Raw genomic sequence first — 25761 nt, forward strand, 5'->3', positions numbered from 1 at the left:
ACCGCGTCAACGGACCCTCTTGTGACCGGAGACGACGTGTAACCACGCGTGAAGTCTGGACGGGCTGCCACCCATGAATCGCGTCCTTTGCTCTGCTTACTCGGACGCAACACCGCGCTGAGCAGGGATTACGCCGCAGCTTCGCGCGAAGCTGCTCGGCAGGGCCGAACCCTGAGTAACTGTTGCGCCCGCCTAAGCAGTGCAAAGGGAAATGGGACAGTGGTCGGGAGCGCGCCGCGGGTCACCCGATGTGACGGGCCGAGGTGCTCCGTCGCCCACCGCGAGGGACGTCGCGCCCGCGAGGGACGTCGCGCCCGCGAGGGCGTCCGTCCGCCGCGCCGTGCCCGTCAGGGCCCTGCCCGCCCGCCGAGGCGGACGTGCCCAGCGTGCCACCGGTGTCAGTCGAGCTTGTCGCGCAGGTCGTCGACCTGCTGCTGGAGGCGGTCCACCGCGCCCTCGTTGTTGATGAAGGTGGTGATGCCCGCGGCGAGGCCGAGGCCGATCAGCACCGCCAGGATGCTCAACACGAGGCCGCCGACCGCCACACCCCGCCCGGTCACCCCTGGTCGCGCGGCCATCTTCAGCCCGACGATGCCCAGGATGATCCCGATGATCCCGAGCACCAGACCGAGCCAGGCCAGGATCGCGGTCAACACGCTGATCAGCCCGGACACCCCGAAGACCAGGGCGAAGGTGGCGGCCGCGCTGGTCTTGGCGCCGGTGCCCGCCCGATGGCCCTGGGACCCGGCAGTCACGCCGGATCCGCGGGCCGGTTCGCTTGCGGCAGTCATGACACTCCCTTCCGCACGCGCGGCGCGCGCACTTCCGGTCGGCCGCTTCCCCACTGCGCTGGCCGTTATGCCCCCGACTGCGATCCGGCGGCGGGTGCGCGGGGTGTCGTGTCGACCCGGACGTCGGTGGGTGGCCCTAGGCTGGCGGCCCCGACAACCGGAAGGAGCACCCGATGCCCGTCGACCTCAGCGCGGCCGACGCGTTGGCGCTGCGGATGACCAGCCTTCTGCTGCGCCCGCACCCGGTCACGCGACCCGGCACCGTCGGCGAGGTGGTCGAGTGGTTCGGTGCGATGCAGGCGCAGGACCTGGCCAGCGGGCTGTGGTCGCTGGGTGCCCGGCTGCCCGGGTGGACCGTGGCCGACGTGCAGGCGGCTCTGGAACGGCGCGAGGCGCTGCGCACGTGGCCGATGCGGGGCACCGTGCACCTCGTCCCGCCCACCGACGCGCGCTGGATGCTGGAGGTGACCGGCATCCGGTCGCTGGCCGGCGCGACGACCCGACGGGGGCAACTCGGGCTCACCGACGTCGACGCGGACCGGGCGGTGGACGTGCTCGGTGCGGCGCTGGCCGGCGGTGGCCGGCTCACCCGGGCGCAGTGTCTGGCCACCCTCCGCGCGGCCGGCCTGGGCACCGACGGTCAGCGGGGCTACCACCTGCTGTGGTACGCCAGCGTGCGCGGGGTGACCTGCCTGGCGCCGAACATCGGCACCGAGCAGACCTTCGCGCTGCTCGACGAGTGGGCGCCCGGGCCACGCCGGCTGGACCGGGAGGAGGCGCTCGCCCTGCTGGCCCACCGCTACGTGCGCGGGCACGGGCCGGTCAGCGCCCGCGAGTTCGCCGGCTGGACCGGCCTCACCCTGACCGACGCGCGGCGCGGGCTGGCCGCCGCCGGCGACGCGCTGACCGTGGTGCGGGTTGACGGCGAGGAGATGTACGTCGACGCGGCGTTGGCCGACGCGCCGCGCACGCCGGTCGACGACGTGCTGGTGCTGCCCGGCTTCGACGAGTACCTGCTCGGCTACCGGGATCGCGCGCTGATGCTCGATCCCGCGCACCAGGCGGCGGTCGTGCCGGGTAACAACGGCATCTTCCAGGCCACCGTGGTGCGGGCCGGCCGGGTGGTGGGCCTGTGGAAGCGGCGCATCGCCCGGGCCGCGGTCACCGTGGCGATCCAGCCGCTGACGCCGCTGGACTCCGGTGAACGTGCCCGGGTGGAGCAGGCACTGGGTCGGTACGCGGGCTTCCTCGGCCTGCCACCCCGGTTCGACTGGCCGGTCTGACCGGGGCTCGCCTCGGCGTCAGTCCTCGGCCGGGCGGGCCGGTCGCGGGCGGGCCGCGGTGGGCAGCTCGACGGGGCCGGCGGGTGAACCCCGCCGGCCCCACCATGATGGACGCCACTCAGTTGGCGAGCGCGCCGGCCGCCCGTCCCTCGTGCAGCGTGAGGTTGCGGCCGTTGGTCGGGTCGAACAGGTGGATCTTCTCCAGGTTGAACCAGACCCGGCGCGACTGCCCCTCGGCCACCGGTGACTCGGCCGACAGCCGGGTGACCAGGTTCCCGCCACCACTGGCGAAGTCGGCGGCGCCCGCGTCGGCGGCCAGCTCCTCCAGCTCGGCGGCGCTGGCCCGCTCCCCCTCGACGGTGAAGTAGACGTACTTGTCCGAGCCCATCGACTCGACGATCTCCACCGGCGCCTCGAACTCCAGGCCCCGGCGGCGGGTGTCCTCGTCGACGAGCTCGGCGTCCTCGAAGTGCTCGGGGCGGATGCCGAGGATCAGCTCGCGCGGCGCGTCGGCCGCCTCCAGCTCGCGGCGGACCCGGTCGCCGAGCGGCACGTCGCCCAACGCGGTACGCAGCCCGCCGTCCTGCACGGCGGCGTGCAGGAAGTTCATCGACGGCGAGCCGATGAAGCCGGCCACGAAGAGGTTGCGCGGGTGGTCGTACAGCTCCTGCGGGGGCCCGACCTGCTGCACCGCACCGCCGCGCATGATGACCACCCGGTCGCCGAGGGTCATCGCCTCGGTCTGGTCGTGGGTGACGTAGACGGTGGTGGTGCCGAGCTGCTTCTGCAACCGGGACACCACGGTACGCATCTGCACCCGCAGCTTCGCGTCCAGATTGGACAGAGGCTCGTCCATGAGGAACGCCTTCGGCTGACGGACGATCGCCCGACCCATCGCCACCCGCTGGCGCTGCCCGCCGGAGAGGTTCGCCGGCCTACGGTCCAGCAGCGAGGTCAGCTCCAGCACCTTCGCCGCCTCGTCGACCTTCTGGTTGATGGTCTCCTTGTCCAGCTTCGCCAGCCGCAGCGGGAACGCCATGTTCTCCCGCACGGTCATGTTCGGGTACAGCGCGTACGACTGGAACACCATGGCGATGTCCCGGTCCCGGGGGGCCTTGTCGTTGACCCACTGGCCGCCGATGCGCAGCTCGCCGGAGCTGATGTCCTCCAGCCCCGCGATCATGTTGAGGGTGGTGGACTTGCCGCAGCCGGAGGGTCCGACCAGGATGACGAACTCGCCGTCGGCGATCTCCAGGTCGACGTCCTGCACGGCGACGGTCCCGTCCGGGAACTTCTTGCTCACCTTGTCGAGCACGATGTCAGCCACGACTACTCACCTATCCCTTGACTGCGCCGGAGGTCAGGCCGGACACGATGCGGCGCTGGAAGAAGAGGACGAACAGGATGATCGGAACGGTGATCACGACGGCGGCCGTACAGATCGCCCCGGTGGGGTCCTCGAACTGCGACTCGCCGGTGAAGAACGACAGGGCGACCGGCACCGTACGAGCCCGCTCGGTGGAGGTCAGCGTGATGGCGAACAGGAAGTCGTTCCAGCAGAAGATGAAGACCAGGATCGCCGTGGTGAACAGCCCGGGCGCGGCCAGTGGGGCGATGACCCGTCGGAACGCCTGCCCCTGGGTGGCGCCGTCCATCTGCGCCGCCTTCTCCAGGTCCCACGGGATCTGCTTGAAGAACGCCGACAGCGTGTAGATCGCCAGCGGCAGCGCGAAGGTGATGTACGGCAGGATCAACCCGGGCCAGGTGTCGAAGAGGCCGAGCTGACGCTCGATCTCGAACAGCGGCGACACCAGCGATACCTGCGGGAACATCGCGATCAGCAGGGAGACGCCGACCAGCAGCCCCTTGCCGGGGAAGTCCAGCCGGCTGATCGCGTACGCGGCCATCGCGCCGAGCACCACCGCGACCAGCGTGGCGATCAACGCGATGCCGATCGAGTTGATCAGTGCCCGGACGAACTGGTCGGTGTCGAAGATCGTCCGGTAGTTGTCCAGCGTCCACTCCCGGGGAATGAAGTTCCCGTCGGTGAGGGTGGCCGGCGTCTTGAACGACAGCGACGCGATCCACAGCACCGGGACCAGCGCGAAGACGACCACGAGGATGTCCAGGAGACCCCAGCGCACCCGGGCCCGGGTGGTGGTTTCGGTACCGGTGGCCATGTCAACGCCTCTCGGAGTCGTCGCTGCCCGGGGCAGCGGTGCCGAACAGCTTCACGAAGACAAAGGCGATGATCGCCACGGTGATGAAGATCAGCACCGACATCGTCGACCCGATGCCGAGGTTCAGGCCCCGGATCAGGTTGTTGTAGGCCAGCATCGACACCGACGACGTCTCGTTGCCGCCGGCGGTCAGCACGAAGATGTTGTCGAAGACCCGGAACGCGTCCAGGGTGCGGAACAGCAGCGCGACCAGGATCGCCGGCTTCATCACCGGCAGCATGACCTTGGTGAACCGCTGCCACGACGTCGCGCCGTCGGTGGAGGCGGCCTTGAGCAGGTCCTCCGGGACCAGCGCCAGCCCGGCCATCAGCAGCAGCGCCATGAACGGGGTGGTCTTCCAGATCTCGGCGAGCATGATGATCGCCAGCGAGCTGGCCCGCTCGGTGAGCGGCGCCCCGTCGCTGAACAGGTTGGCCAGGTAGCCGGTGCCGGGCGTCCAGGCGTACCGCCAGGAGAACGCGGCGACGACGGTGACGATGCCGTACGGGATCAGCGCCGCGGTCCGCACGATGCCCCGCCCGACCAGCGTGCGGTGCATGATCAGCGCCAGCCCCATGCCGAGCACCAGCTCGACGGCCACGGTGACCACCGTGATCAGCATGGTCACCCCGAACGCGGTCCACCAGAACTCGTTGGTGAGCACGGTGACGTAGTTCTCCAGCCCGATGAACTCGCGCTCGTCGGGGAAGCGCAGGTCGAAGCGTTGGAGCGACAACCAGACCGAGTAGAGGATCGGGTACGCGGTCACCGCGACCATGACGAGCGCGGCCGGCGCGCAGAGCAACCAACCGAGCTTGCGTTCGGCCTTCTTGTTCTCGCTCAGCGGCGGCTTGCGACGGCCGGCGCGCTGGGTGGGGACGGTCGCGTGCCGGCCGGTGGAGCGGGTGGTCTCCTCGGCGGTCACGTCCGCCCCGGTCGGGGTCGCGGGCAGACTCATGGGAGAACCCCCTTGGACTGGAGGGCATCGGCGATGGCGGAGCGCAGCTCGTCCGCGGTCTGCTGCGGACGGATCGCCGACGGCGGCGACAGGATCGCCGACATCACGGTGGAGATGCTCTGGTAGGCCGGGGTCAGCGGGCGGGTCGCCGGCTCCTTCAGCTCCTCCAGGATGGTGTCCTTCATCGGGTACGCCTCGGTCATCTCCGGCTCGTCGTAGACGGCCTCGATGGTGGGCGGGACGCCGTCGTTGATGGCGGAGAACTTCTGGTGCTCGGCGTCGCGGATGCACCGGGCCGCCTCGAAGGACAGCTCCGGGTGCTTGGAGTAGGAGCTGATTGCCAGGTTCACCCCGCCGATGGTGACCTTGCTGGGGGTGTTCTCGTCGACGCCCGGGATCCGGGCCCAGCCGACCTGCTTCGCCAGTTCGGGGTTCGCCTCCTGAAGGGCCGGATAGACGAACGGCCAGTTCACCTGGAAGGCTCCCGCACCGGACTGGAACTCCAGCCGGACCGGATCCTCGATGGCGTTGGTGAACGACGGCGAGGTCACGCCCGACGTGGCGAAACGCTGCAACTGCTCCAGCGCCCGGACCGTGCCGGCGTCCATCACGGCCTGCTTGCCGTCGTCACTGAGGATCTTCCCGCCGGCGCTCTCGGCCAGGGTGTTGTAGAGGACGACGAGGCCCTCGTACTGGGCGCCCATGGTGAGCACCTGGTACGGCTTGCCCTGCTCCTTGAGCTGCTGGGCAGCGGTGATCATCTGGTCCCAGGTCTTCGGCGGCTGCGGCACCAGGTCCTTGCGGTACCAGAGCAACTGGACGTTGGTGTTCTTCGGCGCGGCGTAGAGCTTGCCCTCGTAGCGGGCGGTGTCCAGCGGCCCGGAGAGGGTGCCCTGCTCGACCTCGGTCTTGTCCTGGCCGGTCCACTCGCGGATCCAGTCCGCGCTGGCGAACTCCTGGGTCCAGGTGACGTCCAGGCCGAGCACGTCCATCCCGGTGTCCTCGGCGGCCAGCCGACGCACCATCTGCACCCGCTGTTCGTCGGCCTGCCGGGGCAGCACCTGGTAGGCGATCTCGTACCGCCCCTGGGCCTGCGCGTTGCAGTCGTCGACGACCTTCTGCAGGTTCTGCTCCGGCGGGTAGTACAGGTTGATCGTCGGTGGGCCACCAGCGTCACCGGAACCGCAGGCGGCCATGGGCGCCACCAGCGTCAGCGCGGCGGCTGCCGCCACCGCGCGTACCCGTGGTCGCCGTCGACGTCGGGCCTCGTCAGGGTCGCTCATCACCCCTCCCCTCTTGTCGGCCAGCCGCCGGGGAAACGCACCGCGCCCCGGCGCACGGCGAGACGATCGGGGCGCTGGACCAGCGGCGCGCGACCCCGGACGTTTCGTGGCCTTCACACTGCCCGACCTGGAAAGTCGCGAAACCTGACGCCAGTGGGGACCTGGCCGGCCGGCCCGGTGTGCGCGACGTCACTTCGGTCGGGTCGGAGGGGGCCGCGTACTCGAGGGCCGGGGGCCCGGCATGCTGTGCCGGTGATCGCACGCTTCAAGGACCTCTGCCTGGACGCCGCCAACCCGCGCCTGCTGGGTGCCTTCTGGGCCCGGATCCTCGACGCCGACGTGGCCGACGCCGGCGGCGAGGACACCCGCGTCGACCCTCGTGCCGCCCGCTCGGGCGCCGAGTCGATCTGGGTGAACCAGGTGCCGGAGCCGCGTACCGGCAAGACCCGCGTACACCTGGATCTGCGGCTGGCCGGCGCGGAGCCGTCGGCGCTGATCGCGGCCGGCGCCCGGCTGCTCCGCGCACCGTCCGGGGACGTGACCTGGTGGGTGCTCGCCGACCCGGAGGGCAACCCGTTCTGCGGGTTCGCGGCCCGCAAGGACACCCGGCCGGGCCCGTTCGAGCTGGTCGTGGACTCCGCCGACCCGGCGGCCCAGGCGGCCTGGTGGGCGGGGGTGGTCGGTGGCACCGCCGAGTACGGCTCCGGTACCGCGTCGCTGGTCGGCGCGGCCGGGTTCCCCTGGGAGCGCTGGGTGTTCGACGCGGTGCCCGAGCCCAAGACGGTCAAGAACCGGATGCACTGGGACGTCGATCTGGTCGACCCGGAGCCCGCGGCGCTGATCGCGGCGGGCGCGACGCTGCTACGCGAGCCGCAGGACGAGAGCCGCTGGTGGGTCCTGGCCGACCCGGAGGGCAACGAGTTCTGCGCCTTCGCGCCGCGTCCCATCGGGTGAGCGACCGACTACCCAGCGCGGGCACTGTCGACTAGCGTCTTCCTAGCGCCACAGCCAGCGCGTTCGCCGCCGACGTCGACACGCCTCCGGCCGACCCCAGCCTGCCCGTTCGGTTGGTAATCGCGGGAAGTCCCACCGCCATTCCCCCGGTTCGGCAGGATCGTCCCAACGAGGAGGTGCCGTCGTGCAGGACACCCGCGCTCTCGCCCTGACGTTCGAGGTGAGCGGCCTGCCACCGGTCAAGACCGAAGCGTTGTCCATCTTCGCCGCCGGGCACCGGCAGGCGACGAGGGTGCGCACCCTGCTCCAGGCCGCCCTGGCGGCGGCCCAACGCACCGGCTGGACGCCGTTGCCCGGGCCGATCGAGGTCGACCTGGTCCTGCGCTGCCCGCCCGGGCACCGTACGGCCGACGCCAGCGCCCTGCTCGGCGGCGTCTGCGCGGTGTTGCAGGACAAGAAGCGGGTGACCAGCATCGGCCTGGCCCATCTCGGCGTCCTGGTGGACGTCGCTCTCTTCGACGACGACCGGCAGATCCGCCGGTTGTCGTACCACGAGGAGCCGGCGGTGGACTTCTCGTACCAGGTGCGGGTCGCCGCCGTACCGGCTGAGGTTTGACCGACGGACGCGGTGGGGTACCGCCGACGCCGACGAAGGGAGCACCATGTCGGAGCCACATGTCACGCTCGACCCGCGCGGGCTCGACCCGGTGCAGCAGAAGCTGCGCGGCCCGTTGGAGGATCAGCTGACCTCGGCGCTCCAGGCCGCCACCGACCGGGTCCGCGCCGGTTACGCCGGCGAGCCGGTCGAGCAGGTCTGCCAGCGCCTGTTGGACGAGACACGCTCCGGGCTGCATCCTGACATCGCGGCCGGCTTCAACCCCGACATGGACGAGTTCTGCCGGGTGGCGGTGGCGATCGTCCGCGGCGGCGAGGTCTCCTGATCCACCGGCCCGCCCCGGGCTCAGCTCAGTAGCGGCGCATCTGGGCGTACGGGCTGAGCACGATGCGCGGCGACAGCGCCGGGTCCAGCCAGGTCAGCACATCGACCAGGTCATCGTGTGCGAGGGAGACACAGCCGGCGGTGGCGTTGCCGGCGCTGGTGCTGAACTGGTGCAGGAAGATGCCGCTGCCCGCGTTCGGCACCGGCTTCGACACGTTCGGCGGCATGTTGTAGGTGATCACCGCGAAGTGTGTGTACGCGGGCACCTCCGTCCACAGCGCCTCGCTGGCCCCGCCGGGGTTGGTCGAGCTGTGCTGGAAGGTGTTGTACAGCGACGACGACGGGTTCTCGTTCCACCAGTCACCGCTGACCAGCCGGTGGTACGGGTACCGCACGCCCGGGTTCGCGTCGATGCCGTACATGGTCGGGCCGATCGAGTAGACCCCGGTGGGGGTGGTCGGCACACCCTCCACGTGGTTGTCGCTGAACCCCTTGGAGCCGATCCGGGCGGGCACCAACCCCGAGGCGGGCATCCAGCGACCGCTGATCCGCACGTACGCCTCAAGGGTGGCGTAGGTGGTCGTGGAGCTGGTGGTGCCGACGATGAGCACCTGCTTCGTCTGCGCCGGCAGGGTTGTCAGCCGCGCGGCCAGGTTGCGGCGCGGCCAGACCGAGCCGGTGGATGCGGACACGGTCGCGACGCCCCGGGCCGGCGCGGGTCTGCTCGCGCCGAGCGCGGGTGCCGCCGGGCTGAGCAGGGTCGGCGCGGCCAGGCCCGCCGCGGCGCCGAGCAGGAGCGATCTGCGCTTCATTCCACCATCCTGACAGTCGGCCCGGCACGCGGCTGTCCCGCCCGCCGGGAGGAGTGGTCGATTGGTTGGCCGGGTCAGGACCGGGTCCGCAACTGCCCGGCCCTGACCCCCGGTCATCCGGCATGGGAGCGGACAGCTCCAGCACCCCTGCCGCGCGCGGGCGTGGCTCAACGCCCACGCGGCTCGACAGGGAGGCCGGCCGCCCTGCACTCAGCTCCACGGTGCCCACTCGCCGGACGCCCGTTCGCCCCCGGCACACCCCGAAAGGCCGTGGACGCCGGCACAGGCTAGGCAGGCCACGGCGGGTCGGACAAGCCAGGCAGGACCGCCGGTGGCAGGACTTATCTCACGGGGAAAAACCGTCATGTCGGCGTAACGCGACCATGATCGCCGACGCTGTTCGGTCTCAGAGCGGTCAGAAGTGCCGCAGCAGGTCGCGGAACGCGGCCAAGCGCAGCACGCGGGCGTCGGTCGGGTCCAGTTCGTCGTCCTCCAGCACCCAGGTGTTCTCATTCGGAATGAACACCGCGTTCAGCCCGGCCGCGCGGGCCGGCAGGATGTCCGACTTCGGAGAGTTGCCGATCATCCAGGCGCCGGCCGGCTCGAACCCGTGCTCCCGCACCAACCACCGGTAGGTGTCGACGTTCTTCTCCGCGACGATGTGCGCGGCTCCGAAGTGGTGCAGCAGCCCGCACGCGTCCAGCTTGCGCTGCTGCTCCACCTGGTCCCCCTTGGTCAGCAGCAGCAGTTCGTGCCGACCGGCCAGCTCGTCGAGCGCGTCGGCCACCCCGGGCATCAGCTCCACCTGGTGCTCGACCAGGGCCACCGCCAGCCGCTCGATCTCCTGGCGCTCGGCGTCGGTGGCCGGTCGCTCACGCAGCCGCTCCAGGCACTCCGCCAGGCTGCGCAGGAAGACCTTGCTGCCGTAGCCGTGCGCCACCGTGTTGGCCCGCTCGATGTCGTCGAGGACGGCCCGCAGCTCCACCCGGTCCAGTGTCGGGTGGTCGAGCCAGGCCAGGAAATCGTCGATCACCCGCTCGAACACGACGTTGTTCTCCCACAACGTGTCGTCCGCGTCGAAGATCAGCACCTGCGCCTGCCGGCGCGCCGCCTGGTCCACCGTCATGCCGCCCCCCTTGTGATCAACGCTCCTGACGGTTCGGGACCTTAGGGCATGGCGCGAGGCGCACCCAAGGATTTTCCATCCGACTCGGCCGCCAGGCAGGGCCACCGCAACAACCGTTCCGCGATCATCGTCTCCCGCTCCTCCTGCGCCTCCGGACGCAACCGGCCACCCCGGGTGAGCATGACCATGCCGTGCAACAGACTCCAGCCCACCTCGGCCAGGGTGTCCGGATCACGCCCCTCGGCCAGCGGGGTCAGGGCCGCCCGCAGCTCGGCGAACACGCCGCGGGGAGCGGCCGGCACGCCGTCCACGCCGAGGGCCAGGTCGGGGGTCAGCGCGAGCATCGCGTCGTAGACCTCCGGATTCGCGTACGCGAAGTCGAGGTACGCGCTCGCCACCGCTGGCCAGACCCGTTCCGGATCGCCGGTCGCCTCCGCGTGCGCCTCGGCCAGGTCGGCGGCCAGGTCGGCGAAGGCGCACACCGCCACGGCGGCGAGCAGCGCCTCCTGATCGGCGAAGTGCCGGTAGAGGTCGCCGACGTCGACCTCGGCCCGCTCGGCCAGCCGCCGAGGGCTCACCCCCGTCCAGCCCTCGACCTCGGCCAACTCCCGCGCGACCGTGACGATGAGGTCGCGTCGGTCCTCTTCGGTGGCTCCCTCGGCAGATCCGGACACGACCACGAGCGTAAGTCGAAGACACCGACGGCAGCCGCGCGGTGACAGATTGGTGACTGTCCGTGCCGGACGGTCAGTGCCGCACCCGGCGCTTGGTCGTTAGGTGATGGGATCACCGGGACGGGAGGGCACGTGGTCATGGGACGGCACCCGGCGGGCGGATGAGTGAGAGGGGCGACGCGCGGCTGCTCCGCACCGAGAGCAGTCTCCAGCGAGCCACCTTCCTGGAACTCTTCCTCGACTTGGTCTTCGTCTTCGCGCTCACCAGGATCTCGGCCCGGTTGATCACGGATTTTACCGGTACCGAACGCGGCGCGCTCGCGGGTCTCGGTCAGGCCCTGCTGCTGCTCCTGGCCCTGTGGGCCGTCTGGTCGTTGACGGTCTGGTCGACCAGTTGGCTGAATCCGGAGGCGCCGGTAGTCCAGACCGTCATCGTCATGACGATGGCCGGCGCCATGGTGATGGCCGTCGCGGTGCCCGACGGCTTCGGCGCGCGGGCCTCCCTCTTCGCCGTCACCTACGTGACCCTCCAGATCGGCCGGGTGCTGTACTTCCACATCGCCGGACACGGCCGGCCGGATTCACGGCAAACGATCCGGGTGCTGGTCTGGCTCGGCTTGAGCGCACCGCTCTGGGTCGTCGGTGGGCTGATCGACGATGGCACGGTTCGTGGGTCGCTCTGGACCATCGCCGCGCTGGTCGACTATGTCGGGTTGTTCCTCGGGTGGCCGACACCCCGGGTCGGCGCGCAACGGATCGGCGGACAGACGATAGCGGCCGAACACCTGGCCGAGCGGTACCAACAGTTCCTCCTCATCGCGCTCGGCGAGGCGATCTTCGTCATCGGGTTGGCCTTCAGCGGCAGCCAGTTCCACACCGCGCAGACGGCCGGCTTCACGCTGGCGTTGGCGACCACCGTCCTGCTCTGGCGGATCTACTTCCACCTGGCGGGAGGCGTGCTGGGTGCGGCCATCAGCCGTTCCCGGGACGCCCCCCGCCTGGCCACCGACATGGCACTCGCCCACCTGGTCATGATCGCCGGGGTCGTGCTGACCGGCGTGGGCTTCGAGCTGTTCATCACCGAGCCACTCGGTGACCTTCCGGCGCCCTGGCTCATCGCCGTCCTCGGCGGCCCGGCGGTCTTCCTCGCCGGACGATCGGCCCTCGAATACCAGGTCTTCGGTCGGGTGTCCCGATCCCGGACAGGTGGCCTGCTGGCCCTCGTGCTGCTGACGCCGGCAACGCTCCACCTGCCGCCCCTCGCGACCGGCGCGGCCACTGCCGTGGTGCTCCTGGGCGTCACCTACGCGGACGCGCGACGCTCACACCGCCGACCAGCGGAACAACCTGCACCACCGGTCTAGCCTGGCGGGGCTCAGTGCCAGTCGCTGATCCGGACGTCGTCCGGGGCCGGCCTGCCACGCCCGGTCTCCACAAGCTCCTTGAGACTCATGAGGAACATCGCCCACTTGGTGCTGCAGTGGTGCATGAACTCGACCGGCTCGCGCCAGCCCCCGTGGGTGAACTGGATGATGGTGTACTCACCGCGCTGGTCGAGGCGCCAACCGATCTCGGTGCCGATCCACTCCTCGGGGCCGTCAATGACCCGCCACCGCACGTGGCCGGAGGGGTCGAGCTGCACGACCTCCATGTCGAAGCCACCGACGTCGCCGAACCGGAAGGCCAGGCGGCCGCCGACCTCGCTCTTGCCGACCGTGTCGGTCGTCCACCAGCCGGCGATGCCCTCTGGAGTTGCCACCGCTCGGTAGACGTCGTCGAGTGAAGCGACGACTCCGACCCGGTGCAGGATGTCCACCATGTCACTCTCCCTGGTTGTCGTTGCGGTTGTGCTCGATGGCCTCGGCGATCCGCCTGATCCGGCGGAGGCGGGCGTCCCAGGTGGCACCGACCGCTGACATCTGGGCGGCGGCGCGGGCGAGCTGCGCCTCGTCGACCTGGTAGTGCCGCTCGCGACCGGCCGGCGCGGCGTGCACCAGACCGACCCGGTCCAGGACGGCCAGATGCTTCGAGACGGCCTGGCGGGTGACGGGCAGCCGCTCGCTCAGTGACGTGGCGGTGCCCGACCGCCCGGCGAGAAGAAGGTCGATCATCGTGCGCCGGATGGGGTCGCCGATGGCCGACCACAGGTCGTCGTCGACCGCGGTGCTCATGAGGTGGCGACCAGCCGCGCAACGTATGTGCCCAGCGCGGGAATGTAGTGGTCCCACCCGTTCACGTGGTCGCGGTACTGCTCCTCGATGACAGCGACCTCCCATCCCATCTCGCGGAACCCGGTCTCGGTCATGCGGATCTGGGTCCCCGTACCGGTCGGGGCCAGCTCGAAGGTGACCAGCAGCGAGGGCCCGCTCCGGGCCGGGTCCGAGTAGCACCACCGGAAAGAGAACCGCTTCGGAGGGTCGACCTCGACGACGGCGAGGGCGACGGTGTTCGTCTCGCCCGTCGCCGCGTCGCGCCACACGAGCTCACCGGGCGCGCCCGCGACCGGCTCGAACCGCGCGTCGTCGGGCCACCACTCCCGCATGTGCTCGGGCCGACTGATCACCTCGAAGACCACCTCGGGCGATGCGTCGACGTGAATGTCCCGCTCGATGGATCCGTGTTCCATGCCACCCAACCTTTCGCAACCTTTGGTTGCGTAAGGCTATAACATCCAGGACGCGACGCGCAACCTTTCGTTGCATGTTGAGTGGCGCGGCCAGCCCGCATGATCGGTGCTCGAACCAGGATCGAGTGGCCTCCGAACGCCGGGGACACCACTACAACATTGATCGAGCACGATCATGCCGGCGCCGCCGCCGACAACGCCGACGCCGCCGCCGGACGCGCGGGCGGCGGCGGGGTCAGCGGCGCAGGGTGAGGATCAGGTCGGCCACCAGCGCCGTCCAGCCCGTCTGGTGCCAGGCGCCCAGCCCGGCCCCGTTGTCGCCGTGGAAGTACTCGGGGAACGCGATCAGGTCCCGCCAGTCCGGGTGCGTCTGGAAGATCCGGCACGCGCCGTAGATCGGCCGCCGGCCCCAGTCGTCCTGCGTGAAGAGTGAGATCAGGCGTACGGAAAGGTCGTCGGCGATCTCGTCCAGCGTGCGCTTCACCCCGGAGCGGGTCGGGTACTCCACCTGAAGGTCGTCGCCGAAGAACGCCGCGTAGTCGCGCAGCGCGCTGATCAGCAGGAAGTTCGTCGGCATCCAGATCGGGCCGCGCCAGTTCGAGTTGCCGCCGAACAGCCCGCTGGTCGACTCCGCCGGCTCGTACCCGACGGAGAACTCCTGCCCACCGAGGGTGACCGAGAACGGCTTGTCGAGATGCGCGCGGGACAGCGTACGAAGGCCGAAGTCGGAGAGGAACTCGTCGCTGTCCAGCATCCGGGCGAGCAGCCGCACGACCTGCTCCGGGCCGACCATGGACAGCAGCCGCTGCTGGCGGCCGTCCGGGCCCAGCCGGCGGGTGCCGATCACCTCGGCGTACTCCGGTCGGTTGGTGAGGAACCAGCGCAGCCGGGCGCCCAGCTCCGGCAGCTGGTGCAGGGTCCGGGCGGTGAGCCGGGTGGTGGCGGCCAGCGGCAGCAGCCCGACCACCGACCGGACCTTCAGCGGCACCTTCGTGCCGTCGGCGAGCCGCAGCACGTCGTAGAAGAAGGCGTCCTCGTCGTCCCAGAGCCCCTGCTCGTACGCGGCGGCGGCGATGTACGCGAAGTGCTCGAAGAACTTGGTGGCCGTGTCCACCCAGGTGCGGTCGTGCTCGGCCAGCACGATCGCCATGTCCAGCATGTTCAGCGCGTACATGGCCATCCAGCCGGTGCCGTCGGACTGCTCCAGCACACCGGCCACCGGCAGCGCCGCCGACCGGTCGAACGGCCCGACGTTGTCCAGCCCGAGGAAGCCGCCCTCGAATACGTTGTTGCCGCCGGTGTCCTTCCGGTTGACCCACCAGGTGAAGTTGAGCAGCAGCTTGTGCATCACCCGGGCCAGGAACTCGTAGTCCCGGCCGCCGTCGATCTCGAACACCTTGAGCGCCGCCCACGCGTGCACCGGCGGGTTCACGTCACCGAACGCCCACTCGTACGCCGGGATCTGCCCGTTGGGGTGCAGGTACCACTCGCGCAGCAGGAGCAGCAGTTGCGCCTTGGCGAAGCCCGGGTCGACCCGGGCGATGCTCACGCAGTGGAAGGCCAGGTCCCAGGCCGCGTACCAGGGGTACTCCCAGGGATCGGGCATGGAGATGACGTCGAAGCTCGTCATGTGCCACCAGGCGCTGTTGCGCCCGTGGCGACGCCCGGCCGGCGGCGTCGAACCCGGGTCGCCGTCCAGCCAACGCTTGACGTCGAAGTGGTAGAACTGCTTGCCCCACATCAGCCCGGCGATGGCCTGCCGGGCCACGAGCGCCTCGTCGGGCGTGGCGGCCTCCGGGATCACGCCGGCGAAGAAGCGGTTCGCCTCGGCACGCCGCGCCCACACCACCGCCTCGAAGCCGTCGCCGAGATCCGCCCGGGGCGGCGGGGCGGCGGCCGGCGGCGACGCGGTGCGGGTCAGCCGCAGCCGGATCTGACGCTGTCCGCCGGCCGGCACGTCGAGCACGTAGTGCAGTGCGCCCTTGGTGCCCTCCCTGGCCGGGTTGACCGTGGCGGCGCCGTTGACCACGTGGTCGTTGATGCCGTCCTTCGGGTAGCGGGACCGGCCGGGCAGGCCCCAGAGACGCTCGGCGTTGGTGTCGTTGTCGCAGAGCAGCGGCACCGGGTCTCCGTCGCCCTCCAGCAGCAGTTGGCCGAGCACCCGGTGCTCGCCGACCAGCCGCGCGCCCTCACCGGTCAGCCGGGGAATCCGGTCAGCGCCGGGCAGGCCCCAGGCCCAGGTGTTGCGGAACCACAGGCTGGGCAGCACGTGCAGGGTGGCGGCCCGGTCGCCCCGATTGGCCACGGTCACCACCATGCACAGGTCGGTCGGGGACGCCTTGGCGTAGTCGACGCTGACCGCCCAGTACCGGTCGTCGTCGAAGATCCCCGTGTCCACCAGCTCGTACTCGGTGTCGTCCCGGCCGCGCTGCGCGTTCACCGCGACCAGCTCGTCGTACGGGAAGGCGGCCTGCGGGTAGTGGTAGCGCCAGCGCATCCAGGAGTGGGTGGGCGTGGAGTCCTCGTACCACCAGTACTCCTTGACGTCCTCGCCGTGGTTGCCGCCGTCACCGCCGAGGCCGAACATCCGCTCCTTGAGGATCGGGTCCCTGCCGTTCCACAGCGCCAGGGCGAAGGCGAACGTCTGCCGGTCGTCGCAGACGCCGGCCATCCCGTCCTCATTCCAGCGGTAGGCTCTGGACCGCGCGTGGTCGTGCGGGAAGTAGTCCCAGGCCGTACCGTGCTCGCTGTAGTCCTCCCGCACCGTCCCCCACGCCCGTTCGGACAGATAGGGACCCCATGCGCGCCAGTCCTGCTCCCCCGAGTCGGCCTGGGCGAGCCGGAGCCGCTCGGCGTCGGGTGGCGAGGCGTCGGAGGACGAACGGTCAGAGATCACGTGCACATCTTTGACGTCGCCGCGGTACTTGACCACAGCAGCCATTCTCGTCGTGGCGTGTTACACCCCGCCGCCGGTGGAGGAAAGTTGATCGACATTCACTTCGGCCCGCAGGTGTGCGGCGAGCTGACCAGCGCGGCCAGCCGGGAGTGGCTGGTGCCCGACGGCGTCGGCGGGTACGCGATGGGCACCGTCGCCGGGCTGCGGACCCGGCGCTACCACGGTCTGCTGGTGGTGCCCGGTGAGACGCCGGCGTCCCGCCGGGTGGGACTGGTCAGCCTCGACCCGTCGGTCACCCTGCCGTCCGGCGCGCGGGTCCGGCTCGGGGCGCACGAGTGGTCCTCCGCGGACGTCGACCCGCGCGGCTTCGAGCTGCTGGAGCGCTTCGACCTGGTCGACGGGCTGCCCCGGTGGCGGTGGCGGATCGGCGCGGTGGTGATCGAGCGGGAGCTGGCGATGCTGCCCGGCCGCTCCTGCGTGGCGGTGGTGCACCGGCTGGTGGCCGGCGGGCCGGTCCGGCTGGAGCTCTCCGCCGCCTGCACCTGGCGTGACGCGCACGGCGAGCGGCGGGCCGACGGCCCGACGCCGCAGGTCGAGGCGGTGGCCGACGGCGCGGTGGTCGAGGGGGCGTACCGGCTGGCCGGCCCGGGCTGGACGCCCGAGGGGCAGTGGTGGCTGGGTGTGCACCACCGCGAGGAGGCGAGCCGGGGGCTGCACCCCGACGAGGACCTCTGGTACGCGGGCCGCTTCGCCGGCGATCTGCGGCGCCCCGGTGACACCGTGTCGGTGCGGGCCTGGGCCGGCCGGCTCGACGAGGAGCCGCCGCCCGCCCCGGAGATCGTGGCGACGGCCCGGCGGCGTAACCGTCAGGTGGTGGCGACGGCGAAGCCGGCGGACCCGGTGGAGGCGACGCTCGCGTTGGCCGCGGACGCGTTCGTGGTGCGTACCGGCCGCACGGCGGTCGACGTGGTCGCCGGCTACCCGTGGTTCGGCGCGTGGTCGCGGGACACGATGATCTCGTACGAGGGGCTGTTCCTCTGCACCGGCCGGGCGGACGAGGGTCGGGAGCTGCTGCGGGCGTACGCGGCGACGCTGTCCGAGGGGATGCTGGCCAACACGGCCGACACCGGGCGGGTGGAGTACAACACCGTCGACGGCACGCTGTGGTTCCTGCACGCGGTGAGCCGGCACGTCACCGTCACCGGTGACACCGACCTCGGCGACGAGCTGCTGCCCGCGCTGCGCACGGTGATCGACGCGCACGTTGCCGGCACCCGCTACGGCATCGCCGTCGACCCGGCCGACGGGCTGCTCACCCAGGGTGCCCCGGGCACCGCGCTGACCTGGATGGACGCCCGGGTGTACGGGGTGCCGGTCACCCCGCGTTCCGGCAAGCCGGTCGAGGTCAACGCGCTGTGGATCAACGCGCTGGCCGGGCTCGCCGAGCTGACCGAGCTGGCCGGTCGGGACGCGGCCGAGCTGCGGCGACGGCACGGGCAGGCCACCGCCTCGTTCCGGGACCGCTACCCCGCGCCGGGCGGCTGGCTGCACGACGTGCTGGACGCGCCCGCACCGGCGTACCCGCTGGGCGGGGCCGCCCTGCACGACGACGACTCGCTGCGCCCCAACCAGCTGCTGGCCTGGTCACTTCCGTTCGCGCCGCTGGAGCCGGACGAGGCGACGCTGCGCCGGGTCGCGGCCGGGCTGCTCACCCCGCTCGGGCCGCGCAGCCTCGCCCCGGAGTCGCCGGAGTTCGTCGGCCGGCACCGGGGCGGCCCGGCCGAGCGGGACGGCGGCTACCACCAGGGCACCGTCTGGCCGTGGCTGCTCGGCCCGTACGTGGACGCCTGTCGCCGGGGCAAGATGTCGGTCGATGACGTGTTCGTCGGTATTGAGTCCCATCTGACCGAGTTCGGGCTAGGCTCGGTGAGCGAGACGGCCGACGGCCTCGCGCCGCACGCCGCGACCGGCTGCCCGTTCCAGGCATGGTCGGTGGCCGAGCTGCTGCGGGTGCGCCGAAAGGGCCAGTAGCGCTTTACACGACCGCAACGGCGGTGTCTCCGCTGGTTATCTCGCCCCCGGCAGGATTGGTCCGAGATCCAGACGCGACGGCGGGCACCGGCTCCGGTGCGGTCGGCGCGCGCCCGGACACAACCAGAGGGGGCCGCATGTCACCCGACGCCCACGTGATCGACATCCACCCCGCCCGGCAGCTGCGGGTGCTGATGCTCTCCTGGGAATACCCGCCGGTGCTCGTCGGCGGCCTCGGCCGACACGTCCACGCCCTCTCCGTCGCCCTCGCCACCGCCGGCCACGACGTCACCGTCGTCACCCGCCACACCGACGGCGCACCCCTGGAGGAATACGCCGACGGCGTCCGCATCCTGCGCGCCCCCGAAGACCCCGTCACCTTCCCCCTGGCCACCGAATCCCTCCTCGCCTGGACCATGGCCTTCAACCACACCCTCACCCGCACCGCCCTACGCGCCACCGAAGCCGGCACCTACGACGTCATCCACGCCCACGACTGGCTCGTCGCCCACACCGCGATCACCCTCGCCGAGCACCTGGACCTGCCCCTGGTCACCACCATCCACGCCACCGAGGCCGGCCGGCACCAGGGCTGGCTGCCCGAGGAGATGAACCGCACCATCCACGGCGTCGAGCACTGGCTCAGCGGCTCCTCCACCCGGGTGATCACCTGTTCGGCGTACATGCGCGAGCAGGTGACCGCGCTGTTCGACCTCCCGGCCAGCCAGGTCGACGTGGTACCCAACGGGGTCGACAACCGGGCCTGGCGGGCCCGGCCACGCGCGGTCGCCTCGGCCCGGGCCCGGTTCGCCGCGGACGGCCCGCTCGTCGGGTACGCCGGCCGGCTGGTCTACGAGAAGGGCGTACAGCACCTGGTGCACGCGGTGCCCCGCCTGCGCGAGCGGCATCCCGGGCTGCGCGTGGTGATCGCCGGCGACGGCCCGTACCGCGCCGAGCTGGAGGACGAGGCCCGCCGGCTCGCGCTCTGCTCGACCGTCCACTTCACCGGCTTCCTCGACGCCACCCAACTGCCGGCGGTGCTCGGCGCCACCGACGCCACCGTGGTGCCCAGCCTCTACGAGCCGTTCGGCATGGTGGCGCTGGAGGCGGCGGCCGCCGGTGCGCCACTCGCGGTGGCCCGCACCGGCGGGCTCGCCGAGATCGTCGAGCCCGGCGTGACCGGCGTGACGTTCCCGCACAGCGACCCGGACGCCCTCGCCGGCGCGGTGGGCCACCTCCTCGGCGACGAGGTCTTCGCCCGGCGGGTCGCCCGCCGGGCGCGCAGCATGGTCGTCGAGCGGTACGGCTGGGCCACCATCGCGGCCCGCACCGCCGCCAGCTACACCACCGCCAGACGCGAGCACGGCCCACTTCAGGCCCGCCGGATCGCCGCCCGACTGGCGGGCGGACGTACCCGGATCGCCATCCCGGAGGGCAATCTGCTCGCCGCGGCCGACCACGCCGCCTGCTGAGCCGAGGCGGACGACCGATAGGTGACTCCCGATCCGCTGGTTAGGGTGTATCCCGGACAGCGGCTGAGGAGGAGCGTGCGCAGGTGCTGATCGCCGGTCGGTACCGGCTGCTCGACCTGGTGGGTCGCGGGGGCATGGGCCGCGTGTGGCGGGCCCGCGACGAGATGTTGCACCGAGAGGTCGCGGTCAAGGAGGTCGTGCCGCCGAGTTGGCTGGCCGACCACGAGCGGGCCGAGCTGCGCTCGCGCACCCTGCGGGAGGCGCGCGCCGCGGCCCGGCTCAACCATCCCGCCGTGGTCCGGCTCTACGACGTCGTCCCGGCCGAGGACAGCCCCTGGATCGTGATGGAGTACGTCCCGTCCCGCACCCTGCAGGACGTGCTGGACGCCGGGGGGCCGTTGGCTCCGGCCGAGGCGGCCCGGATCGGCCTGGCCCTGCTCGGCGCGTTGCGGGCCGCGCACACGGCCGGGGTGCTGCACCGCGACGTCAAACCGCAGAACGTGCTCATGGCACATGACGGGCGGGTGCTGCTCACCGACTTCGGGCTGGCCACGTTCGACGGCGGCGACGGGGCGATGACCCGCCCCGGCATGGTGCTCGGCTCCCCGCAGTACGTCGCCCCGGAGCGGGCCTCCGAGGCGGTGTCCACCGTGGCCGCCGACCTGTGGTCGCTCGGGGCCACCCTGCACACCGCCGTCGAGGGCCGCTCCCCGTACGCCCGCAGCACCGCGATGGCCACGCTGAGCGCGCTCGCGGCCGGGCCGCCGGACCCGGCCCCGCACGCCGGGCCGCTCGCGCCGGTACTGGCCGGGCTGCTGCGCCGTGACCCGCGCGACCGTCTCGACCACGAGGCGGCCCACCGGCTGCTCACCGCCGCCGCGACCGGCCGCACCGGCCCGCTCCCGGTGCCCGACGGGACAGAGTCGGCAGCGGATCCGGTCGATCATCCCGACACGTCCACCGACCTGTCCGATCAGGATCCCGCCATCCCGTTGCCCGAACCTGGCCGACCCACCGCCGCCCGGGCCGGGGCCCCGGGTGATCCGCCCGCCGGAGACGCCGCCGAGCGGACCGACACCCCTGGCGGGCAGGCGCCCGCTCGGGCGGTCGGACGACCGGCCGGGCGGACAGCCCGCCGGGCGGGGCTGGTCGTCACGGCGCTGCTGGTGGCGGCCGCTGCCGGCGTCGGCACCGCGCTGGCCGTCAGCGACGACGAACCGGCGGACACCGCCGAACGGCCGACCAGCGCGCCGCCGACCGACCGTCCGCCCGACGGTGACGGCCCGGGTGGGCCGCTCGGTCACGGACCCGACCGGCCGGGCCGGCCGCCGGGCGGGGGCGCCTTCCCCCCGCCACCGTTTCCGTGCGTCCGCCCGGACGCCGTCGGTGCGCCGGCGCCGCCCGCGTCGCCGCCTCCCGGCGAGCGCTTCCGGCCGCCGGCCGGCTGGGTCTGGCACGCCGACCCCAGCGGCTTCCGGGTCTCCGTGCCCGCGACCTGGCATTACTCCCGTGACGGCGAGGTGGCCTGCTTCCAGGACCCGGCGACCGGACGGGCGTTCAGCGTCGCCGAGGGCGGCGCCACCGACCCGCTGGCTCGGCTGACTGCGATGCGGGACGCGGCGGCGGAGGTCGGGGCGCTGCCGGAGTACGACGAGGTCCGGCTCGCCGGGGGCGACGGCGGGGCGGAGTGGGAGTCCCGGTGGGCGGCGCCCTACGGCGCCCGGCTGCACGCCCGGCAGCATGTCGCCGGAGCACCCGCCGGTAACGGCCGCTGGACGCTGGGCTGGATCACCGACGACCGGGACTGGACCGGCGCCACCGCGGACTGGACGACGGTGCGAACGAGTTTCCGACCACCCCGTTGACCTGCACCGTGTGGGCCGGTTCGGTGTGCGGTCCGGGGTGGATCGAGGCCGCGCGGTGGATGAGAAAAGCCGCGCCGGTGGCTATCGTGTAACACGGGGTGACCGAGGGGGAGCGACTGTGCAGCAGTTGCTGATCGCGGGTCGGTACCGGCTGCTCGATCTGGTCGGCGCCGGCGGCATGGGCCGGGTGTGGCTGGCCCGCGACGAGATGCTGCACCGCGACGTCGCGGTGAAGGAGGTCGTGCCACCGTCCTGGCTGGCCGAGACCGAACGAGCCGAGCTGCGGCTGCGGACCCTGCGCGAGGCGCGTACGGCGGCCCGACTCAACCACCCCAACGTGGTCCGCATCTACGACGTGGTGCACGACCGGGAGAGCCCCTGGATCGTGATGGAGTACGTACCGTCCCGGTCGGTGCAGCAGATCATCGGCGCGGAGGGGCCGCTGAGCCCGCAGCGCACCGCCCGGATCGGGCTGGCCGTTCTCGCCGCGCTGCGGGCCGCGCACACCGCCGGTGTGCTGCACCGCGATGTGAAGCCGCACAACGTGCTGGTCGCCGACGACGGGCGGGTGGTGCTCACCGATTTCGGGCTGGCCACGTTCGTCGGCGGCGACGGGGCGATGACCGAGCCGGGCATGGTGCTCGGCTCGCCGCAGTTCGTCGCGCCGGAGCGCGCCCGCGAAGGGGTGTCGAATCCCCGTACCGACCTGTGGTCGCTGGGTGCGACGCTCTACGCGATGGTCGAGGGGCGTTCGCCGTACGCCCGCTCCAGCGCGATGGCGACGCTCAGAGCGCTGGCCACCGAACCGCCGGACCCGATGCGCCGGGCCGGGTCGCTGCGCCCCGTGCTCACCGGCCTGTTGCAGCGCGACCCCTGGCGGCGGTTGACCGCGGCGGAGGCGGAGCCGCTGCTGCGCGGCGCGGCGGCGGACGACGACCCGCCCACCGAGCCGGCCCGCGCCGCCGCGGTGGCGGCTGTACGCAGCGCGGGCCGCGCCGCCGTGCCCGCCGCTCCGACCGGTTGGCCCTCCCCGCCCGGCGACCCGCCGGCGTCGACCGACCGGCCGGCGACCCGACCCGGCCGCTGGCGTCGGCGGATGCTCACCCTGGGCGGCGCGGCGACCGCGCTGCTCGCCGCCAGCGGTGTCGCGTTGGCGCTGGTCAACCGCAACGACGGCCGGACGCCACCGTCCGGCGCCGGGGGCGGCGAGGCCACCCCCCGCCCGGCCGCATTCGCCTGCGCGACGCCCCCGCCACCGACGGCCACCCCGGTGCCGTCGGTGCCGCAACCGGCCGACGCGCGGTACCGGCTGGTGAAGGGCTGGACGTGGCACGACGACCCGGCCGGGTTCCGGATCGCCGCGCCGGTGGGCTGGCTGCGCTGGACCGAGGAGTCGACGACCTGCTTCCGGGAGTCCGGCGGGCCTCGGATCCTCAGCGTCGAGGCGGGGCCGGCCCGACCCGACCCGGTGGCGTACTGGAAGGCGGAGGAGGCCCGGCTCACCGGCGGCGAGGCGCTACCGGGCTACCGCAAGGTGGACATCTCGGCGCTGGACATCTTCGAGGGCGGCGCGATCTGGGAGTGCGGCTGGAAGAACGCCGCCGGCGAGCGGGTGCACAGTTTCCGGCTGCTGGCCAACACCTCGGCCGGGCGCGCCTTCACCGTCTCGTGGTTGACAAAAGAGTTCGACTGGCAGGTCAACGCGACATACTTGCCGATGATCCGGCAGAGCTTCACCCCCGCACTCTGACGTTGTCCACCGTGGACCGACCGGAGGATGCCCCTGCGGCGCCGCCGCTAACTACAGTGGCGTAGTTTTGGCGCTCAAGATCCCTGGGGAGGGTGAGCCGAGATGATGGGACCGTCGCACGCGCTGTCCGGCGCGGCGGTGTGGTTGGCCGGGTCCTGGGCACTGGACCAGTTCGCCGACTACCACCAGTCGCCACTCGCGTTGGCGGTGGGCACCGCGGTGTGCGCGGGTGGCGCGCTCTTTCCCGACCTCGACATGTCGGGCAAGGTGACCCGCAACCAGGGTGGCGCGACCGTGGCCCGCACCTTCGGGGTCTTCTCGCTCTTCGCCGCCGAGGTGATGGAGAAGATCTCCCTCGGGGTCTACTACGCCACAAAGCTCAGCAAGGACCCGCGCCGCAACAACGGGCACCGGACGCTGACCCACACGCTTCCGTTCACGGTTCTGATCGGGTGGGGCACCACCGCGCTCTGCGCCGCGTACGGCAAGTGGGCGGTGATCACCATCCTGTTCTTCATGTTCGGCCTGGCCCTGCGCGGGCTGTTCGACAAGTGGGCCGAGCGGGCGGGGTGGGTGATCATCACCCTCGCGTCGGCCGGAGCGGCCTGGTTCACCTTCGCGAACCTGCCGGGTGGGCGCGGCTATCCGCTGATCGGTACCGCCGTCGGCGTGGGCTGCTTCGTCCACATTCTCGGTGACATGATCACCCGAGCCGGCGTGCCGATCCTCTGGCCGATCCCGATCAAGCGGCGCATGTGGACGATGATCGGCCTGCCGAACGGCATCGCCCTGCGTACCGGCAGCAAGGCCGAGGTGGTCGTGCTGCGTGCCGTGCTGACCGTCGTGGCGGCGCTCGCCATGGCGGGCCTGGTCGCGCCGTCGGTGTTGCAACGGTTCAACATCGAGATATGACCGACCCGGGCGCGCAGTCACCTCCGGAGGCTGACGAGCGGGTGCCGGATTTCTGGCGCGCACTGGGGCTGCCAGGGCTGGCCGACGTGCACGTGCACTTCCTGCCGCCGCGACTGCTGCGCCGGGTGTGGGCGTACTTCGACGCGGCCGGCCCGCTGGTCGGCACCGAGTGGCCGATCCGTTACCGGTGGAGCGACGCCGACCGGGTGGCGCACCTGCGCCGGCTCGGGGTACGCGCGTTCAGCGCGTTGGCGTACCCGCACCGGCCGGGCATGGCGGCGGACCTGAACCGCTGGACGTTGGAGTTCGCCCGCGCCACCCCGGGCTGCCTGCCCTCGGCCACCTTCTTCCCCGAGCCGGACGCTCCCGGCTACGTCGAGGAGGCGCTGACCGGCGGGGCCCGGCTGTTCAAGGTGCACGTGCAGGTCGGCGGGTTCGCGCCGACCGACCCGGCGCTGGACCGGGTGTGGGGGCTGCTGGCCGACGCGCGTGTGCCGGTGGTGGTGCACGCCGGGCACGCCCCGGTGGGGACCACGCACACCGGGCCGGACCTGTTCGCCGCCCTGCTCGCCCGCCACCCCCGGCTGACCGCCGTGGTGGCGCATCTCGGCGCCCCCGACTACCGGGCCTTCCTTGATCTGGCCGAGGCGTACGAGCGGGTCCGGTTGGATACCACGATGGCATTCACCCCGTTCTTCGACCGGTTCGTGCCGTTCCCCGCCGACGAGCTGCCCCGGCTGCGCGATTTGGGGCTGGCCGGCAAGGTGTTGCTGGGCAGCGACTTCCCGAACATCCCCTACCCGTACGCCGACCAGTTGACCGGGCTGGCCCGGCTGGACCTCGGCGACGACTGGCTGCGTGCGGTCTGCTGGGACAGCGCCGCCACCCTGTTCGACCTGCGCTGACGCGCCACCCGCCCGAGCCCCACGCGCTCCCGGCTCCCGGCTCCCGGCTCCCGGCTCCCGGCTCCCGGCTCCCGGCTCCCGGCTCCCGGGATTGTGCTGGATCCCTCGGGATGTTGCGCGATCCGGCGGGCCGGGCGGGGTCCCTCGATTGCCTTTGCTCTGCTTCAACGACCGCAACACCCACTGTCCGGATACCGGACGGCAGGTGTTGCGTGGAGTGAAGCAGAGCAAAGGCGGCCACAGACCACCCGTGGGCCGGGGCCG

23 protein-coding genes are annotated in these 25761 nt (G+C 72.0%); 11 read left to right on the forward strand and 12 right to left on the reverse strand.

All coding sequences use genetic code 11. The annotated features are described in order from the left end of the window. Positions 1 to 398: 398 nt before the first annotated feature. Positions 399 to 755 (reverse strand): hypothetical protein, encoded by a 357-nt coding sequence (locus ACFYPS_RS29345; protein ID WP_354967566.1) that lies wholly within the window; start codon positions 753 to 755, stop codon positions 399 to 401. 209 nt (positions 756 to 964) lie between these two features. On the opposite strand from ACFYPS_RS29345, the gene ACFYPS_RS29350 reads away from it, so the two are divergent. After that, complete coding sequence (locus ACFYPS_RS29350) at positions 965 to 2074, forward strand: winged helix DNA-binding domain-containing protein (protein WP_387328556.1); 1110 nt, start codon at positions 965 to 967, stop codon at positions 2072 to 2074. 118 nt (positions 2075 to 2192) lie between these two features. Here ACFYPS_RS29350 and ACFYPS_RS29355 read toward each other — a convergent pair whose 3' ends face one another. From ACFYPS_RS29355 to ACFYPS_RS29370, 4 genes are read right to left on the reverse strand one after another with little or no spacing between them, the layout of a single operon-like run. Then, a complete protein-coding gene (locus tag ACFYPS_RS29355; RefSeq protein WP_387328558.1) occupies positions 2193 to 3401 on the reverse strand; it encodes an ABC transporter ATP-binding protein in 1209 nt (402 codons plus the stop codon). A gap of 10 nt (positions 3402 to 3411) precedes the next feature. Continuing rightward, positions 3412 to 4254, reverse strand: coding sequence for a carbohydrate ABC transporter permease (locus ACFYPS_RS29360; RefSeq protein WP_387328561.1), 843 nt, complete (start codon positions 4252 to 4254; stop codon positions 3412 to 3414). 1 nt (position 4255) lies between these two features. Next, complete coding sequence (locus tag ACFYPS_RS29365; protein WP_387328564.1) at positions 4256 to 5251, reverse strand: carbohydrate ABC transporter permease; 996 nt, start codon at positions 5249 to 5251, stop codon at positions 4256 to 4258. Then, the gene (locus tag ACFYPS_RS29370; RefSeq protein WP_387328567.1) at positions 5248 to 6534 is read right to left on the reverse strand and encodes an ABC transporter substrate-binding protein; all 1287 of its coding nucleotides are present in this window, start codon (positions 6532 to 6534) and stop codon (positions 5248 to 5250) included. The genes ACFYPS_RS29365 and ACFYPS_RS29370 overlap by 4 nt, the downstream gene beginning before the upstream one ends. A 252-nt stretch (positions 6535 to 6786) precedes the next feature. Here ACFYPS_RS29370 and ACFYPS_RS29375 point away from each other — a divergent pair, with 252 nt between their 5' ends. The 3 genes from ACFYPS_RS29375 to ACFYPS_RS29385 all read left to right on the forward strand — a co-directional run bounded on the left by ACFYPS_RS29375 (position 6787) and on the right by ACFYPS_RS29385 (position 8429). After that, positions 6787 to 7488, forward strand: a complete 702-nt coding sequence (locus ACFYPS_RS29375; RefSeq protein ID WP_387328570.1) for a VOC family protein — start codon at positions 6787 to 6789, stop codon at positions 7486 to 7488. Between the two features lie 184 nt (positions 7489 to 7672). Further along, complete coding sequence (locus tag ACFYPS_RS29380; RefSeq protein ID WP_387328573.1) at positions 7673 to 8104, forward strand: hypothetical protein; 432 nt, start codon at positions 7673 to 7675, stop codon at positions 8102 to 8104. Positions 8105 to 8150: 46 nt separating this feature from the next. Next, on the forward strand, positions 8151 to 8429 hold the full coding sequence (locus tag ACFYPS_RS29385) for a hypothetical protein (RefSeq protein WP_121655610.1): 279 nt from the start codon (positions 8151 to 8153) through the stop codon (positions 8427 to 8429). Between the two features lie 25 nt (positions 8430 to 8454). Here the strand turns inward: ACFYPS_RS29385 and ACFYPS_RS29390 are convergent, their stop codons facing one another. The 3 genes from ACFYPS_RS29390 to ACFYPS_RS29400 all read right to left on the reverse strand — a co-directional run bounded on the left by ACFYPS_RS29390 (position 8455) and on the right by ACFYPS_RS29400 (position 11040). Continuing rightward, a complete protein-coding gene (locus ACFYPS_RS29390) occupies positions 8455 to 9240 on the reverse strand; it encodes a L,D-transpeptidase family protein (RefSeq protein WP_354967559.1) in 786 nt (261 codons plus the stop codon). 415 nt (positions 9241 to 9655) lie between these two features. Then, a complete protein-coding gene (locus ACFYPS_RS29395; RefSeq protein WP_354967558.1) occupies positions 9656 to 10366 on the reverse strand; it encodes an HAD family hydrolase in 711 nt (236 codons plus the stop codon). Positions 10367 to 10407: 41 nt separating this feature from the next. Beyond that, the gene (locus tag ACFYPS_RS29400; protein WP_354967557.1) at positions 10408 to 11040 is read right to left on the reverse strand and encodes a WHG domain-containing protein; all 633 of its coding nucleotides are present in this window, start codon (positions 11038 to 11040) and stop codon (positions 10408 to 10410) included. 161 nt (positions 11041 to 11201) lie between these two features. Between ACFYPS_RS29400 and ACFYPS_RS29405 the strand changes: the two genes are divergently transcribed. Beyond that, positions 11202 to 12404: a low temperature requirement protein A gene (locus ACFYPS_RS29405; RefSeq protein ID WP_387328578.1), complete on the forward strand. Its 1203-nt coding sequence runs from the start codon at positions 11202 to 11204 to the stop codon at positions 12402 to 12404. Between the two features lie 11 nt (positions 12405 to 12415). On the opposite strand, the gene ACFYPS_RS29410 is transcribed toward ACFYPS_RS29405, so the two are convergent. The 4 genes from ACFYPS_RS29410 to ACFYPS_RS29425 form a co-directional block, all read right to left on the reverse strand. Next, entirely contained in the window at positions 12416 to 12859 is a 444-nt protein-coding gene (locus ACFYPS_RS29410) for an SRPBCC domain-containing protein (protein ID WP_387328581.1), read from the reverse strand. A gap of 1 nt (position 12860) precedes the next feature. Then, positions 12861 to 13211, reverse strand: coding sequence for an ArsR/SmtB family transcription factor (locus tag ACFYPS_RS29415; protein WP_387328584.1), 351 nt, complete (start codon positions 13209 to 13211; stop codon positions 12861 to 12863). After that, the gene (locus tag ACFYPS_RS29420) at positions 13208 to 13666 is read right to left on the reverse strand and encodes an SRPBCC domain-containing protein (RefSeq protein WP_387328586.1); all 459 of its coding nucleotides are present in this window, start codon (positions 13664 to 13666) and stop codon (positions 13208 to 13210) included. Before ACFYPS_RS29420 ends, ACFYPS_RS29415 begins: the two co-directional genes overlap by 4 nt. A gap of 235 nt (positions 13667 to 13901) precedes the next feature. Continuing rightward, a complete protein-coding gene (locus tag ACFYPS_RS29425) occupies positions 13902 to 16607 on the reverse strand; it encodes a glucosidase (RefSeq protein WP_387328589.1) in 2706 nt (901 codons plus the stop codon). Positions 16608 to 16649: 42 nt separating this feature from the next. On the opposite strand from ACFYPS_RS29425, the gene ACFYPS_RS29430 reads away from it, so the two are divergent. From ACFYPS_RS29430 to ACFYPS_RS29455, 6 genes are all read left to right on the forward strand, one after another. After that, positions 16650 to 18593 (forward strand): amylo-alpha-1,6-glucosidase, encoded by a 1944-nt coding sequence (locus tag ACFYPS_RS29430; protein WP_387328592.1) that lies wholly within the window; start codon positions 16650 to 16652, stop codon positions 18591 to 18593. 137 nt (positions 18594 to 18730) lie between these two features. Beyond that, positions 18731 to 20065, forward strand: a complete 1335-nt coding sequence (locus ACFYPS_RS29435) for a glycosyltransferase family 4 protein (RefSeq protein WP_387328595.1) — start codon at positions 18731 to 18733, stop codon at positions 20063 to 20065. An 83-nt stretch (positions 20066 to 20148) separates the two neighbouring features. Further along, positions 20149 to 21930 (forward strand): protein kinase, encoded by a 1782-nt coding sequence (locus tag ACFYPS_RS29440; protein ID WP_387328598.1) that lies wholly within the window; start codon positions 20149 to 20151, stop codon positions 21928 to 21930. Between the two features lie 118 nt (positions 21931 to 22048). Further along, positions 22049 to 23680, forward strand: coding sequence for a serine/threonine-protein kinase (locus ACFYPS_RS29445; RefSeq protein WP_387328600.1), 1632 nt, complete (start codon positions 22049 to 22051; stop codon positions 23678 to 23680). 102 nt (positions 23681 to 23782) lie between these two features. Beyond that, on the forward strand, positions 23783 to 24592 hold the full coding sequence (locus ACFYPS_RS29450) for a metal-dependent hydrolase (protein ID WP_354967547.1): 810 nt from the start codon (positions 23783 to 23785) through the stop codon (positions 24590 to 24592). Further along, positions 24589 to 25497 (forward strand): amidohydrolase family protein, encoded by a 909-nt coding sequence (locus ACFYPS_RS29455; protein ID WP_354967546.1) that lies wholly within the window; start codon positions 24589 to 24591, stop codon positions 25495 to 25497. The genes ACFYPS_RS29450 and ACFYPS_RS29455 overlap by 4 nt, the downstream gene beginning before the upstream one ends. The last annotated feature ends 264 nt before the right edge of the window (positions 25498 to 25761 follow it).

The sequence above is a fragment of the Micromonospora sp. NPDC005087 genome, assembly GCF_042872965.1.
Classification (GTDB): Bacteria; Actinomycetota; Actinomycetes; order Mycobacteriales; family Micromonosporaceae; genus Micromonospora.